The 13,943-nt window shown below is 67.4% G+C and carries 14 protein-coding genes; 10 read left to right on the plus strand and 4 right to left on the minus strand.

What is annotated here, in order from left to right; translation table 11 throughout:
- The first annotated feature begins 14 nt into the window (after nucleotides 1-14).
- From PW843_05535 to PW843_05560, 6 genes are all read left to right on the plus strand, one after another.
- Nucleotides 15-1,271, plus strand: a complete 1,257-nt coding sequence (locus tag PW843_05535; protein ID MDE1146073.1) for a Zn-dependent hydrolase — start codon at nucleotides 15-17, stop codon at nucleotides 1,269-1,271.
- Nucleotides 1,272-1,313: 42 nt separating this feature from the next.
- On the plus strand, nucleotides 1,314-2,009 hold the full coding sequence (locus tag PW843_05540) for a TetR/AcrR family transcriptional regulator (GenBank protein MDE1146074.1): 696 nt from the start codon (nucleotides 1,314-1,316) through the stop codon (nucleotides 2,007-2,009).
- 34 nt (nucleotides 2,010-2,043) lie between these two features.
- Nucleotides 2,044-3,504 carry a dihydropyrimidinase gene (gene hydA / locus PW843_05545; protein MDE1146075.1) on the plus strand — a complete coding sequence of 487 codons (1,461 nt, stop codon included), beginning with the start codon at nucleotides 2,044-2,046 and terminating at the stop codon, nucleotides 3,502-3,504.
- Nucleotides 3,505-3,621: 117 nt separating this feature from the next.
- The gene (locus PW843_05550; GenBank protein MDE1146076.1) at nucleotides 3,622-5,100 is read left to right on the plus strand and encodes an NCS1 family nucleobase:cation symporter-1; all 1,479 of its coding nucleotides are present in this window, start codon (nucleotides 3,622-3,624) and stop codon (nucleotides 5,098-5,100) included.
- Between the two features lie 105 nt (nucleotides 5,101-5,205).
- Nucleotides 5,206-5,550, plus strand: a complete 345-nt coding sequence (locus PW843_05555; GenBank protein ID MDE1146077.1) for a tRNA-binding protein — start codon at nucleotides 5,206-5,208, stop codon at nucleotides 5,548-5,550.
- Between the two features lie 106 nt (nucleotides 5,551-5,656).
- Nucleotides 5,657-6,334 (plus strand): CatB-related O-acetyltransferase, encoded by a 678-nt coding sequence (locus PW843_05560; GenBank protein MDE1146078.1) that lies wholly within the window; start codon nucleotides 5,657-5,659, stop codon nucleotides 6,332-6,334.
- 105 nt (nucleotides 6,335-6,439) lie between these two features.
- On the opposite strand, the gene PW843_05565 is transcribed toward PW843_05560, so the two are convergent.
- Both PW843_05565 and PW843_05570 read right to left on the minus strand, forming a co-directional pair.
- Nucleotides 6,440-6,664, minus strand: a complete 225-nt coding sequence (locus tag PW843_05565) for a hypothetical protein (GenBank protein ID MDE1146079.1) — start codon at nucleotides 6,662-6,664, stop codon at nucleotides 6,440-6,442.
- 99 nt (nucleotides 6,665-6,763) lie between these two features.
- Nucleotides 6,764-8,284 (minus strand): FAD-dependent monooxygenase, encoded by a 1,521-nt coding sequence (locus PW843_05570; protein MDE1146080.1) that lies wholly within the window; start codon nucleotides 8,282-8,284, stop codon nucleotides 6,764-6,766.
- Nucleotides 8,285-8,376: 92 nt separating this feature from the next.
- Here PW843_05570 and PW843_05575 point away from each other — a divergent pair, with 92 nt between their 5' ends.
- The gene (locus tag PW843_05575; GenBank protein ID MDE1146081.1) at nucleotides 8,377-8,838 is read left to right on the plus strand and encodes a MarR family winged helix-turn-helix transcriptional regulator; all 462 of its coding nucleotides are present in this window, start codon (nucleotides 8,377-8,379) and stop codon (nucleotides 8,836-8,838) included.
- On the opposite strand, the gene purN is transcribed toward PW843_05575, so the two are convergent.
- Both purN and purM read right to left on the minus strand, forming a co-directional pair.
- Nucleotides 8,835-9,512: a phosphoribosylglycinamide formyltransferase gene (gene purN, locus PW843_05580; protein MDE1146082.1), complete on the minus strand. Its 678-nt coding sequence runs from the start codon at nucleotides 9,510-9,512 to the stop codon at nucleotides 8,835-8,837. The genes PW843_05575 and purN overlap by 4 nt on opposite strands.
- Complete coding sequence (purM, locus tag PW843_05585) at nucleotides 9,500-10,567, minus strand: phosphoribosylformylglycinamidine cyclo-ligase (protein ID MDE1146083.1); 1,068 nt, start codon at nucleotides 10,565-10,567, stop codon at nucleotides 9,500-9,502. Before purM ends, purN begins: the two co-directional genes overlap by 13 nt.
- Nucleotides 10,568-10,708: 141 nt before the next feature.
- Between purM and PW843_05590 the strand changes: the two genes are divergently transcribed.
- The 3 genes from PW843_05590 (at nucleotide 10,709) to PW843_05600 (ending at nucleotide 13,943) form a co-directional block, all read left to right on the plus strand.
- On the plus strand, nucleotides 10,709-11,935 hold the full coding sequence (locus PW843_05590; GenBank protein ID MDE1146084.1) for a DUF2066 domain-containing protein: 1,227 nt from the start codon (nucleotides 10,709-10,711) through the stop codon (nucleotides 11,933-11,935).
- Nucleotides 11,936-12,018: 83 nt separating this feature from the next.
- Nucleotides 12,019-13,179 carry an AI-2E family transporter gene (locus tag PW843_05595; GenBank protein MDE1146085.1) on the plus strand — a complete coding sequence of 387 codons (1,161 nt, stop codon included), beginning with the start codon at nucleotides 12,019-12,021 and terminating at the stop codon, nucleotides 13,177-13,179.
- Between the two features lie 65 nt (nucleotides 13,180-13,244).
- Entirely contained in the window at nucleotides 13,245-13,943 is a 699-nt protein-coding gene (locus tag PW843_05600) for a DNA replication protein (protein ID MDE1146086.1), read from the plus strand.

Below are 13,943 nucleotides of genomic sequence, written 5' to 3' on the forward strand. Positions count from 1 at the left end.
CCGGAGCGTTCGACATGAGCACGGAAACGAAGTTCGGAACCAACGTCGCCATCAACGGCAGCCGCCTGTGGGACAGCCTGATGGAAATGGCGCAGATCGGCGCCACGCCCAAGGGCGGCGTCTGCCGCCTGGCCCTGACCGACCTGGACAAGCAAAGCCGCGACCTGTTCGTGAAGTGGTGTGAGGATGCCGGCTGCACCGTCACGGTGGACGCCATCGGCAATATCTTCGCCCGCCGTCCCGGCCGCGACAACGCCCTGCCGCCCATCCTGATGGGCAGCCACCTGGACAGCCAGCCCACCGGCGGCAAGTTCGACGGCGTCTATGGCGTGCTGGCGGGGGTGGAGGTGCTGCGCACCCTGAACGATTTGAACTACCAGACCGAGGCGCCGATCGAGGTGGTGGCCTGGACCAATGAGGAAGGGTCCCGCTTCGCCCCGGCCATGGTGGCGTCGGGCGTGTTCGCCGGCGTGTTCGACCTGGAATACGGCCTGTCGCGCAAGGATCTGGACGGCAAGACCATGGGGGAGGAGTTGGCCCGCATCGGCTACGCCGGCCCCACGCCCATCCGCGGCCGGGATCTCGGCGCCTATTTCGAGGCGCACATCGAACAGGGCCCCATCCTGGAGGCGGAGGACAAGACCATCGGCGTGGTCACCGACTGTCAGGGCCAGCGCTGGTATGAGATCACCTTCACGGGCCAGGAGGCGCACGCCGGCCCCACGCCCATGACCCGCCGGCGTGATGCCCTGGTGGGGGCGGCCCGCATTGTCGAGGCGGTGAACCGCATCGGTCTGGAGCACGCGCCGTACGCCTGCGCCACCGTGGGCCTGATGCAGATCCATCCCAATTCGCGCAACGTCATCCCCGGCCGCGTCTTCTTCACCGTGGACTTCCGCCATCCGGACGACGCCGTGCTGGCGGAAATGGACGGGAAGCTGCGCGCCGCCGTGGCGCGAGTCGCCGAAGAAATCGGCCTCGAAACGGAATTCGAGCAAATCTGGTACTACGCCCCCATCAAGTTCGACGCCGGCTGTGTCGAGGCGGTGCGTGGTGCGGTGGCCGAATTGGGTTATACCAACCGCGATATGGTGTCGGGTGCCGGGCATGACGCCTGCTATCTGGCTGGTGTGACCCCGACATCGATGATCTTCATTCCTTGTGTCGACGGCATCAGCCATAACGAGATTGAGCACGCGCATCCCGACTGGTGTGAGGCCGGGTGCAATGTGCTGCTGCGGGCCGTGGTGGCGAAGGCCGACGCCGCCTGACCCGCGTTCCGATCAACGACGGTACCGGGCTGGAAAATACATATGGCGCAAGGTGCAGGGGGCGTTCCCCGCAAGGTGAAGGCGGCAAGTTCGGCCAAGGTTGAGGCGACGACCCCACCCGAGGGGGGCATCCGGCGGGAGAATTTGCGGCGCATCCTGACGGCGGCGGAGCAGATCTTCGCCGAGCAGGGCTACGGCGGCGCCACCACGGCCGCCATCGCGTTGCGCGCCGGCCTGCCCAAGGCCAACGTGCATTATTATTTCAGCACCAAGCGCGACCTCTACCGTGCCGTGCTGGCCGACATTCTGAAGCAGTGGCTGGATCCGCTGGCCCATGTGACGCCGGACAGCGATCCGGCCCAGGCGCTGGCGGGCTACATTCGCGCCAAGATGCGGGCGACCCGCGACCGGCCGGTGGTCTCCAAGGTCTTCGCCGGCGAGATCATCCATGGTGCGGAGGAGATCTGGGGCTTCCTGACCGCCGACCTGAAAAGCCTGGTGGATGAGAAGGCGGCCGTGCTGGACGGGTGGATCGCGGAGGGCCGCATGGCTCCGGTGGACACCAAGCATTTCTTCTTTTTCATCTGGGCGGTGACGCAGCATTACGCCGACTTCGACGCCCAGGTGCGCGCCGTGCTGGGGCGCAAGAAACTGACCCGCCGCGACTTCGACGCCATCACGATCGAGGTCGTGCGCTTTATCCTGCGGGGGGCGGGGCTCTCTTTACCGAACCCCTGACCGACAGCCGACGCCTTAAGAACGGGAGACGACCATGGGCATCACCAGCGACGCGCGCACCTTCATCCGGGGCGGTACCGTGGTCACCGCCGACCGGACCTTCCGCGCCGACGTCTATGCCGAGGGTGGGGTGATCAAGGCGGTGGGGGAGGGGCTGGAGGTGCCGGCGGGCGCCACATTGGTGGATGCCGGCGGCTGCTACGTCATGCCGGGCGGCATCGACCCGCACACCCACATGCAGTTGCCCTTCATGGGCACGGTGGCCAGCGACGATTTCTATACCGGTACCGCGGCGGGCCTGGCCGGCGGCACCACCATGATCATCGATTTCGTCATCCCCAATCCGAAGCAGAACGTGATGGAGGCCTACCGCACCTGGCGCGGCTGGGCGGAAAAGGCGGCGGCCGACTATTCCTTCCATGTCGCCATCACCTGGTGGGACGAAAGCGTGCGCGCCGACATGGGCACCCTGGTGCGCGACCATGGCGTCAATAGCTTCAAGCACTTCATGGCCTACAAGGGCGCCATCATGTGCGATGACGAGGTGCTGGTGAACAGTTTCACCCGCGCCCTGGAACTGGGCGCCATGCCCACCGTCCATGCCGAGAACGGCGAACTGGTGTTCCAGCTGCAAAAGCAGCTGCTGGCCCAGGGCCTGACCGGCCCCGAGGCCCACCCCCTGTCCCGCCCCACGGCGGTGGAGGGGGAGGCGGCGAACCGCGCCATCCAGATCGCCAAGGTGCTGGGCGTGCCGCTCTACATCGTGCACGTCAGTTGCCGGGAGGCGCTGGAGGCGATTTCGCGCGGCCGGCTGGACGGCCACCGCGTCTATGGCGAGGTGCTGGCCGGCCATCTGCTGGTGGACGACAGCGTCTATCGCCATCCCGATTTCGATGTGGCCGCCGCCCATGTCATGAGCCCGCCCTTCCGGCCCAAGGAACATCAGTCGGCCCTGTGGCACGGCCTGCAGTCCGGCACCCTGCACACCACCGCCACCGACCATTGCTGCTTCTGCGCGCCGCAGAAGGCGGCCGGGCGCAACGACTTCTCCAAAATTCCCAACGGCACCGGCGGGGTGGAGGATCGCATGGCGGTGCTGTGGCACCACGGGGTGAACAGCGGCCGGCTGACCATGAACGAATTCGTGAAGGTCACCTCGACCAACGCCGCCCAAATCTTCAACATCTATCCGCGCAAGGGATCGGTGGCGGTGGGGGCCGACGCCGACCTGGTGGTGTGGGATCCGGCGGCCACCAAGACCATCTCCGCCAAGACCCACCACCAGAACGTGGACTACAACATCTTCGAAGGCATGGCGGTGCGGGGCCTGCCGCGCGTGACCCTGACCGCCGGCCATGTCGCCTGGCAGGACGGCGACTTGCGCGCCGTGCGGGGTGCTGGCCGTTATGTCGACCGCCCGGCCTTCGCGCCCGGGTTCGATGCCGCCGCCAAGCGGCGTGACGCGCTGAAGCCGGTGGGTGTCGATCGCGGCTGATACCGGTATCCGCACCGCGGACGGGCATCCGTGGTGGGGCGAGACAAAACGAAAAAGAAAACGCAGGGTGGAATCCAGCCTAGGGGGCGAAGAAACGAATAAACGGGGATAACGGGCATGGTCACGGCAACGGACGTGAGCGCCGCCGGCATCGATACGGCGTCGGACATCTGGAATGAGGATCTGGCGCCGGTGGATTCCAGCCACCGTACCTGGCGCTGGGTGCATTTCGCCGCCCTGTGGGTGGGCATGGTGATGGGCATCCCGGCCTACATGTTGGCGTCGGGTTTGATCGAACAGGGCATGTCGGCCTACCAGGCGGTGGGGGCCGTGCTGCTGGGCAATCTGATCGTGCTGGTGCCCATGCTGCTGGTCGGCCATTCGGGCGCCAAGTACGGCGTGCCCTTCGCCGTCATCATCCGGGCATCGTTCGGGGTGCAGGGCAACAAGCTGCCGGCGCTGTTGCGCGCGCTGATCGCCTGCGGCTGGTTCGGAATCCAGTGCTGGGTGGGCGGCAACGCCATCTACGCCGTGGGCAACATCCTGACGCGCGGCGCGCTTGAGGGGCCGGTGCTGGGCTGGGTCGGCATCAATGCCGGGCACCTGGCCTGCTTCTTCATTTTCTGGTCGCTGCACCTCTATTTCATCGCCAAGGGTCCGGAATCGGTCCGCTGGGTGGAAACGGTGACGGCGCCGCTGAAGATCCTGATCGTGCTGGGCCTGCTGTGGTGGGCGTACGACAAGGCCGGCGGTTTCGGCAGCCTGCTGTCCGCCCCATCGCAGTTCGTCGCCGGCGCGCCCAAGGAAGGGCGGTTCTGGGTGGTGTTCCTGCCCAGCCTGACGGCCATGGCCGGTTACTGGTCCACCCTGGCCATCAACATCCCGGATTTCACCCGTTTCGCCCGCAGCCAGAAGGACCAGTATGTCGGCCAGGCCATCGGCCTGCCGCTGCCCATGGCGGGGTTGGCCTATATTGGCGTGGCGGTCACCTCGGCCACGGTCATCGTCTACGGCAAGGCCATCTGGGACCCGGTGGACCTGGCCGGCCGGATGGAGGGCATCGCCGTCGCCATTGGTCTCGCCATCATCGTCATCGACACGCTGTGCGTGAACCTGGCGGCCAATGTCGTGGGGCCGGCCTATGACTTCGCCGCCATCTTCCCCCGCCATGTGAATTTCGCCCGGGGCGGCTACATCACCGCCGCCATCGGCGTCATCATGATGCCGTGGAAGCTGATCGAATCCACCCAAGGCTACATCTTCACCTGGCTGCTGGGCTACGGCGCCCTGCTGGGGCCGCTGCTGGGTATCATGCTGGCCGATTACTGGCTGGTGCGCCGGGCGCGGCTGTCGCTGGAAGGGTTGTTCGATATGGACGGGCCCTACGCCTACAAGGGCGGCTGGAACATGGCGGCGCTGGCCGCCCTGGCCCTGTCCGTCCTGCCCAACGTGCCCGGCTTCCTGCACGCGGCCTTCCCCAGCCTGTTCGGCGGCGTGCCAATGGTCTTCCAGGAAATCTATAACTATGCCTGGTTCATCGGCATGTTCATCAGCACGGTGGTCTACACCCTGCTGATGCGCCGCACGGCCGCATGAGGCTGTGACCAACCCAAGGCTTGGCCCAGGAAACGGATGCCTGGGTCAAGCCCACCGCGCATACTGCCCGGCGACGATCAGAACAGCGCAGGGTGGATGATGGCCGTGGACCCGTTGAAGCCGCAGACTGACGTGGCGAATTTCCTGAACCTGGACATCCGCGTGGGACGGGTGGTCGAGGTGCAGCCGTTTCCCAAGGCCCGCAACCCGTCCTACAAGGTGGCGGTGGATCTGGGCGACCTGGGCGTCAAATGGTCCAGCGCCCAGATCACCCACTACGCGCCCGATGACTTGGTGGGCGCCCAGGTGGTGTGCGTCTGCAATTTCCCCGCCCGCAACATCGCCGGCTTCCAGTCCGAAGTCCTGATCCTGGGCGCCCGCAATGCCGAGGGCAACGTCATCGTGCTGACGCCGTGGTCGGCGGTGCCGCCGGGGGAGACGGTTTATTGAAGCCGTTGCGCCCGATCTTATGCTCAAAAGGCGCTGGGTGCCGCGGCGGAAAGATGATAATCGACGCTCTCAAATCGAGGGTGGCCGATAGTAGGCGTTGGAATTTATGGACAATTTACATCCGTCGCAAAAACCGAATCGGTTCTGGGGGAAGTTGACCGTCGAATGTCCCAGCGCGATTTCCGCGGGTGATTTCCGTGGCGAGAACGTCGTTGGTGCTTTCAGCTATTTCAATGAAGGGACGATCGTGTGGAATACGACCGTCGGCCGATTTTGTTCAATCGCGCATCGGGTGGTCATCGGCGCCCCGGAGCATCCGGTCGATTGGCTGAGTTCGCATCTGTTTGTGTTCGGTGACGCGGGCGGCCCCTTTGGCCATGGCGCCCAGCAGTTGAAGGATATCCTGGGCGCCGAGTCCTTTGAAAAGGACAAGCTGCGGACGACCATTGGAAACGACGTTTGGATCGGCCTTGGCGCCTTTATCCGGAAAGGACTGACGATCGGCAACGGCGCGATCGTCGCGGCGAACGCAACGGTCGTCCGGGACGTCGAGCCGTATTCCATCGTTGGCGGAAATCCGGCACGCGTCATCAGGAAGCGATTTGCCGACGATATTTGTGAGCGAATAGAAAAAATAGGCTGGTGGGACTATTTCCTGCACAAGGACAAGCTGAAGGGCATTCGCTATTCCGATCCGTCCGCCGCGCTGGATGTCATTGAGCGCGCGATAGAGGATGCCAGGATTGAGCGGTTGTCCCCCGAGGTATTGGAATTCAAGAAATAGACAGGGGCTGATTTGAACTGGTCACCGTCATCGACCGCGACCAGTTCAATCAGACAGGACGGATGGTCGGCTCCGTCAAGGGGGACCGAGCCCACGGAGGTAGGCCTAGACCTTGCCCAGGATCACGGCGATGGCCAGGATGATGTCGCCGACGATCATCAGGAACATGGAGAAGCCCCAGCCCAGGGCGAAGTGGGCCAGGAACATCAGGAGAAGCAAGACGACGGCGATGATGTTCGCCTTCACGAAGCGGGTGAACTGGTTCCAGCCCTCGGCATGTTCCTTGACGACGGCGTCGCTTACCGCGACGGCACCCTGCGCACCGGCCATGTCTTGCCCTCCCTTTATCGAGATCAAACCCGTTCCCTTTGGTTTATGCACAAACCATGCGGCTGGCAAGGGGTTAGGGTGTCCTGAAAAAGGCGTAGATCACGCCTGGGTTGCGGCCGCCAGCCACTGGCTAAGCCAGTCCCGAATGACCTGCGGCCGGTCAGCCAAGGCGGCGATGTGGCCGTCGGGCCGTACCAGCACCAGGGCGCCGGGGGTAAGATCATAACCACCACGGATGTGCCCGGCCTGGTCGGACAGGTCGAAGCCGTTGGTAGCCTGGCCCTGTGGCGCCACCGACAGCGCCTTGACGGTGGCGGTCAGGCCCGGAGGCACGATATCCGAAACATCGGCGCCGTAGCCCAGCAGGGTGAAATGCGGCCCCTGGAACATTGTGAACAGGCGGGTCTCCGTTCCCGCACCGGCGCGGCAGGGCGCGTCCGGCGCGCGGTCGCCGGCCTGCACGCGGGCCGCACCGGCGGCCGGCGCCAGGGGGCCGCCACGGTAGGTCAGGTCCAACTCCCGGGTCTCGCGCCCCCGGCGCATGCCCTCGGGCTTGCCCATCTGGGCCAGCATGCGGGCGCTGAGGTGCAGCACTTCGGCGGCGATGGGGCGCCGTTCGGCCTCGTAGCTGTCCAGCAGGCTGTCGGGCGCGCCCTTCAGCACGGCGGCCAGTTTCCACCCCAGATTATAGGCGTCCTGCACGCTGGTGTTCAGGCCTTGGCCGCCGGTCGGCGGGTGCACATGGGCGGCGTCGCCGGCGATGAGGATGCGGCCCACGCGGTAACGGTCGGCCAGGCGCAGGTTGGCCCGCATGGTGGACAGCCAGGTGGGCGCCCCCACCACCAGGTCGTCGCGCCCGGTGTGCTGGCGGATCAGCGTGCGGACCAGGTCGGCGGTGGGCGTCACCTCCTCCGCCACCTGGATGATCGCCTGGAACAGGTTGGTGCCGGCCAGCGGGCATAGGGCCAGCTGGGTTTGCGGCGTGTACCATCGGTGCCAGAGGTCGAAGGACAGCCCCGCGATGGGCATGTCGCCGACGATGGCGTGGAAGGGCAGGGTCTCGCCGGGGAAGCCGATGTCCAGCGCATGGCGGACGAAGCTGCGCCCCCCGTCGGTGCCCACCAGGTAACGGGCGCGCACCGTCCGTTCGCCCCCGCCGGTGCGCAGGGTGGCGGTGACGCCCTCGGCGTCCTGGGTGAAGCCCGTTAGTTCGGTGCCGAAAGCCGGGGCGTGGCCATGGCTGGCCAGGTGGCGGCGCAGCACCGCCTCCGTCTGGAACTGCGGCACCATCAGCACGTCGCCATGGGGTTCCGCCGGGTTGGGGATGTGGGGCGCGTGCAGCTCGTTGCGGTTGGTCCGGCCATCCGGGTGATAGGTGACCATGGGCGGATAAGCGCCGCCCACCGCCCGCAGATCGTCCAGCACGCCCAGATCCTCGAACACCTCAAGGCTGCGCGGCTGGATGCCCTTGCCGCGTGACCCGGCAAAGGGTGTCGTGTTCCTTTCGATCAGCATCAGGTCCACGCCCCGGTGGGCCAGGTCCAACGCCAGTGTCAGGCCGGCGGCGCCAGCGCCCACGATCAGGATATCGGTATCAAAGTCGGTCATCATGGTCTCCATATATGTGCGTTATACACATATAGATGTATGTGTGCATAGTGCACATATTCTGAGTCTCGACGGCTGCCCTGATAAATGTGCATAGTGCACATATGAAGAACGAACTGCATGAAGCGCTGATGGACCTGGCCGGCGTGCTGAACCGCCCGCAGCCGGACCAGCATCTATTGAACCTGGCCGGCGTGAACCTGGACCGGGCGCTGTTCCCCCTGCTGGTGCGCATCGGCTTGCGCGGGCCCATCGGTGTGGTGGAACTGGCGGAATTGGCCGGTCGTGATCACTCCACGGTCAGCCGGCAGGTGGCGAAGCTGGAAAGCCTGGGGCTGGTGGACCGCCGGGCCGGCGCCAGCGATGCGCGGGTGCGCGAGGCGGTGGTGACCCCCGCCGGCCAGGCCATGGTCGATACCATCGGCCAGGCGCGCAACCGCCTGTACACGGCGGCCCTGGCGGACTGGACGGAAGAAGAGAAGGTCACCTTGACCCGGTTGCTGCGCCGTCTGGCCGACCGGGCCAAGGCCTGGTCGGAGAATGGGGGCGGGGACCCTGAGGCTTAGACGGCGGGATTTAGCGCGGTGGCTGGGCTACCCAGTGGGCCGCTCAGCACGGCGCGATCACCCGCCACCGTCACCCGGCCCTCCGCGATCAGGCGCACGGCCAGTGGGTAAAGCTGATGTTCCGCCGCCAGCACGCGGGCGGCCAGCACATCGGCATCGTCGCCGGCCAGCACGGGTACGGCGGCCTGGGCCACGATGGGGCCGCTGTCCACCTCGCTGCGGACATAATGCACGGTGCAGCCATGGAAGCGCACACCGGCATCCAGGGCGCGGGCATGCGTGTCGATGCCGGGGAAGGCCGGCAGCAGCGATGGGTGGATGTTGATCAGCCGGTCACGCCAATGGTCCACAAACCAGGGCGACAGCAGGCGCATGAAACCCGCCAGGCACACCAGTTCCACGCCCGCCTCATCCAGTGCGCGGGTCATGGCCTGTTCGAAGGCGGGCTTGTCGGCATAGTCCTTGTGTGGCAGGGCCAGCGCCGGGACGCCGGCGCCGCGCGCCCGTTCCAACCCGGCGGCATCCGCCTTGTTGGACAGAACCAAAGCCACCGCCGCCGGAAAGTCCGGATCGGCGGCGGCGTTCAGCAGGGCCTGCAGGTTGCTGCCCCGGCCGGAAAGCAGGACGCCCAGCTTCAGCCTGCCGGGCGTCCCACCAATGTTCAGGCGTGCCATGCCTTGTCCGTGCCGGTCACCGTGACGCGATGGGCGGCGTCCGCCGCCGCCGGCACGACGGTGCCGATGCGGGTCACCGTCTCACCGCCCTTGGTCAGGACGGCGATGGCCTCATCCGCCTTGTCGGCGGTGACCACCACGACCATGCCGACGCCGCAGTTGAAGGTGCGGGCCAGTTCCAGGTCGGCGATGTTGCCCACGCCGGCCAGCCAGCGGAACACCGGCGGCAGGGTCCAGGCGCCGGCGTCCAGGGTGACGCCCAGGCCGTCGGGCAGCACGCGCGGAATGTTCTCGATCAGGCCGCCGCCGGTGATGTGGGCCATGGCCTTCACCAGGCCGGCGCGCACCGCGGCCAGTGTGCTCTTCACGTAAATCCGGGTGGGGGTCAGCAGCGCTTCGCCCAGGGTCTTGCCCGGGGCGAAGGGGGCCGCGTCCTCGTACGACAGGCCGGAGACGGACACCAGCTTGCGCACCAGCGAATAACCGTTGGAGTGCACGCCGCTGGACGCCAGGCCCAGCACGACGTCGCCAGCGGCGACACCGGCACCGGTCAGCACCTGGGTGCGCTCCACCGCGCCGACAGAGAAGCCGGCCAGGTCATAGTCGCCGTCGGCGTACATGCCCGGCATCTCGGCCGTCTCACCGCCCACCAGGGCGCAACCCGCCTGGCGACAGCCTTCGGCGATGCCGGCGACGATGGCGCGGCCGGCGGCCACGTCCAACTTTCCGGTCGCGAAATAATCCAGGAACAGCAACGGTTCCGCACCCTGGACCACCAGGTCGTTGACGCACATGGCGACCAGGTCGATGCCGACCGTGTCATGGCGCTTGGCGTCGATGGCGACCTTCAGCTTGGTGCCGACGCCATCGGTGGTGGAGACCAGCAGCGGGTCGGTGAAACCGGCGGCGCGCAGGTCGAACAGGGCGCCGAAGCCGCCCAGGCCGGCGTCGGAACCGGTGCGCGCGGTGGACTTGGCCAGGGGCTTGATGGCCTCGACCAGGGCGTTGCCCGCGTCGATATCGACACCGGCGTCCTTGTACGAATAGGTGCTTATGGCGTCCTCGCAGGGCCTGGGCTAAGAAGGGGCGTCCGCTCGGGTGCCGGTGTTAACCGCCGCCTGCGACCGCCCATCAGGACGGGGCCATGACCCGCCCGGGTTTCGGCGCCGAACATAGCAATATCGGAAGGCTTTGCAATGCCGCACCGCTGCATCCCCCTCTTGCGCCGGATCACCGCCAGGCCTGTCCAGGCGGGCGCTTTTTCCCTGATCCTGGCTGCGGGCCTTGCCGCCGGAACCGCGCGGGCCGAGGCGGGGAAAGGCCCGGCGGCGGCCGACACCGCCTTCGTTGAACAGCATGTGGACGTTGACGTCACCGCCGGCAACGCCAACCAGGCGCGCGACCAGGCCATCCAGCAGGCCCAGCGCGAGGCTTTGGCCCGCCTGTTCCGCAAGCTGACGCCGGCCGCCGACGGCCGCCAGCCCCCGTCCGTCAGCCAGGGCGATCTTGAAGGCCTGGTGGCGGGTTTCGAGCTGGAGCAGGAGCGCGCCTCCTCCGTCCGGTATGTCGGCCGCTTCACCGTGCGTTTCCGCCCCGCCGCCGTGCGCCAGCTGTTGCAGCAGAACGGCGTGCGCTATGCCGAGATGGTGGGCAAGCCGGCCCTGGTGCTGCCCCTGGACGCCACCGCGACGGAACCGGCGCTGTGGACCGACAGCCCGTGGCGCCAGGCCTGGGTGCAGATGGGCCCGGTGGACGGCCTGATGCCGGTGTCCCTGCTGGCGCCCGACACCAACGACCAGAACGACCTGCCGGCCAAGGCGGCCCTGGCGCCCGACCCCGCCGTGCTGGCCCGCATCGCCGCCCGCCATGGCGCCGGCCTGTTGCTGGTGGCCCGCCTGGATGGCGATGCCGCCAAGGGGTATCAGCTGAGCCTGACGAGCTATATCCCGGGGGAGGGGGCGTCACCGGTGGAGACCGTGCCCCAAGGGGGCTTCACCACCCGCGTCGTGCCCGCCGATGCGCCCCTGGCGGTCCCGGGTGCCGCCTCCAACCCCCCGCCGGTGCCGCCGGTGCTGGCCCAGGCCGTCGCCACGGCGGTGGACCGGGTGGAGGAGGCGTGGAAGCGCCGCGTGGTGGTGGATGCGCACCAGGAAAGCCAGGTGGCGGTGCGTGTGCCCCTGACCGACCTGTCCACCCTGGTGGAGGTGCGCCGCCGCCTGTCCGGCGTGCCCATGGTCACCCAGGTGAACACCAGCGCCCTGAAGACCACCCAGGCGCTGCTGACCCTGACCGTGCTGGGTGACGTGGCCCATTTGAAGACGGCGCTGGCCCAGCGCGACCTGGTGTTGTCCGACATCGACGCCGGGGCGACGCCGGCCGGGTCCGACGCCCATTACCAGATCGGCCTGGCGCCGGCCGGCTGATCCCGAAAGTGGTCCCGGATTCCAGGGCCTTATCTGCTACAGTTCCCAAACGATGAGATCGCGGGGACCTTTTCGAGGGAACGATGGCTGAGACGTACGCGGGGCGGCAGATACGATTCTGGCTGATCAGCCTGCTGGTGGGGGTGGCGCTGGTCTGGCTGCTGCGGGGCATGCTGCTGCCCTTCGTCGCCGGCATGGCCATCGCCTATCTGCTGGATCCGGTGGCCGACCGGCTGGAGGGGTTCGGCCTGCCGCGCCTGGCGGCCACCTGCGCCGTGCTGCTGTCCTTCACCGTGGTGGTGGCGCTGGCCATCCTGCTGCTGGTGCCGCTGATCCAGCAGCAGGTGTCGCAACTGATCGAAAGCCTGCCGGCCATCATCACCTGGGCGCGGGACGAATCCATGCAGCGCATCCGCACGCTGATGGCGGCCCTGCCGCCGGATGACGTGGAACGGCTGCGCAGCGCCGCCAGCGAATATGTCGGGACCCTGGTGGGCTGGGGCGCGGATTTCCTGAAGAACCTGTTCACCGGCGGTGCCGCCCTGTTCGGCGTGGTGTCGTTGCTGTTCATCACGCCGGTGGTGGCCTTCTACCTGCTGCGCGACTGGGACCGCATGGTGGCGACCCTGGACGGCTGGCTGCCCCGCGAACATGCCGAGGTGGTGCGGGAGCAGTTGCGCGCCGTGGACCATACGCTGGCCGGATTCGTCCGCGGCCAGGCGTCCGTCTGCCTGGCGCTGGGCGCCTTCTACGCCGTCACCATGACGGCGGTGGGCCTGAATTTCGGCCTGGTCATCGGCCTGATCGCCGGCATCCTGTCCTTCATTCCTTATGTCGGCACGGTGGTGGGGTTTGGCGCCAGCGTCGGCGTGGCCCTGTTCCAGTTCCACGACGTTTTCCGCGAAGGCCTGGTGGTTGGCCTCTACGTCCTGGGCCACGTGCTGGAAAGTTATGTGCTGACGCCCAAGCTGGTGGGCGACAAGGTGGGGCTGCACCCGGTGTGGGTGATGTTCGCCCTGCTGGCGGGCGGCAGCCTGTTCGGCTTCACCGGCGTGCTGCTGGCGGTGCCGGTGGCGGCCGTCATCGGCGTGCTGGTGCGCTTCGCGTTGCGTCAGTACCTCGCCAGCAGCTATTACACCGGCATGCCTCCGGAAGAGGTGCTGTGCGAGGATCTGGTCCAGGAGGGATTGATCCCGCCGGGGGCCGGGCCGGGGCGTGAGGCGGAAGCGCCACCCGTTCCCTGACGCGGCCCTTTCCCCTACCATCGCTTTCACGCCTGACGCGCCCGTTGCCGGTAAGACCCTGACCCATGGCCGATTTGAGACAATTGCCCTTAGACCTGGGGCACCGTTCCGCCATGGGGGAGGCCGACTTCCTGGTGGCGCCCGGCAATGCCGACGCGGTCGCCTGGCTGGACGCCTGGCCGGAATGGCCGGCGCCGGCGCTGGTGCTGTACGGCCCGCCCGGCTGCGGCAAAAGCCACCTGGCCCAGGTGTGGCGCGCCCGCTCGCGCGCGCCGCTGTTCGGGCCGGAGGATCTGGTGCCCGCCGACGTGCCCCACCTGCTGGGCCCCACCCGCACCGCCGTGATCGACCGGGCGCACGAGGTCTCAGGTGACGCGGGGCGGGAACGCGCGCTGCTGCACCTCTACAACCTGACGAAGGAGGCGGGCGGCCAACTGCTGCTGCTGGCCCACTACGCCCCCATCAACTGGATCCTGCGCCTGCCCGACCTGCGCTCCCGCCTGGTGGCGGCCCCGGCCGTGGGCATGGCGGCCCCCGACGACGCCCTGCTGATGGCCGTGCTGGTCAAGCTGTTCGATGATCGCCAGGTGCGGGTGGGGGAGGAGGTCATCACTTGGCTGATGACCCACACCGAACGCTCCTTCGACGGCGCGCGGCGCACCGTGGCGCTGCTGGACCGCGCGGCGCTGGCGGCGAAGAAGCCCATCACCGTGGCCTTCTGCCGTCAGGTGCTGGAGCCGAAGGACAGGCCGGCGGAGGGGTGA

Source organism: Azospirillaceae bacterium (genome assembly GCA_028283825.1).
GTDB lineage: Bacteria > Pseudomonadota > Alphaproteobacteria > Azospirillales > Azospirillaceae > Nitrospirillum.

What these genes read in the sequence shown, in the direction of transcription:
- PW843_05600 (MDE1146086.1), top strand. Translation starts at nt 13,245, where the DNA reads ATGGCCGATTTGAGACAATTGCCCTTAGACCTGGGGCACCGTTCCGCC.
- PW843_05590 (MDE1146084.1), top strand. Translation starts at nt 10,709, where the DNA reads ATGCCGCACCGCTGCATCCCCCTCTTGCGCCGGATCACCGCCAGGCCT.
- PW843_05560 (MDE1146078.1), top strand. Translation starts at nt 5,657, where the DNA reads ATGGACAATTTACATCCGTCGCAAAAACCGAATCGGTTCTGGGGGAAG.
- PW843_05565 (MDE1146079.1), bottom strand. Translation starts at nt 6,664, where the DNA reads ATGGCCGGTGCGCAGGGTGCCGTCGCGGTAAGCGACGCCGTCGTCAAG.
- PW843_05540 (MDE1146074.1), top strand. Translation starts at nt 1,314, where the DNA reads ATGGCGCAAGGTGCAGGGGGCGTTCCCCGCAAGGTGAAGGCGGCAAGT.
- PW843_05570 (MDE1146080.1), bottom strand. Translation starts at nt 8,284, where the DNA reads ATGGAGACCATGATGACCGACTTTGATACCGATATCCTGATCGTGGGC.
- PW843_05535 (MDE1146073.1), top strand. Translation starts at nt 15, where the DNA reads ATGAGCACGGAAACGAAGTTCGGAACCAACGTCGCCATCAACGGCAGC.
- PW843_05550 (MDE1146076.1), top strand. Translation starts at nt 3,622, where the DNA reads ATGGTCACGGCAACGGACGTGAGCGCCGCCGGCATCGATACGGCGTCG.
- hydA (MDE1146075.1), top strand. Translation starts at nt 2,044, where the DNA reads ATGGGCATCACCAGCGACGCGCGCACCTTCATCCGGGGCGGTACCGTG.
- PW843_05595 (MDE1146085.1), top strand. Translation starts at nt 12,019, where the DNA reads ATGGCTGAGACGTACGCGGGGCGGCAGATACGATTCTGGCTGATCAGC.
- PW843_05575 (MDE1146081.1), top strand. Translation starts at nt 8,377, where the DNA reads ATGAAGAACGAACTGCATGAAGCGCTGATGGACCTGGCCGGCGTGCTG.
- purN (MDE1146082.1), bottom strand. Translation starts at nt 9,512, where the DNA reads ATGGCACGCCTGAACATTGGTGGGACGCCCGGCAGGCTGAAGCTGGGC.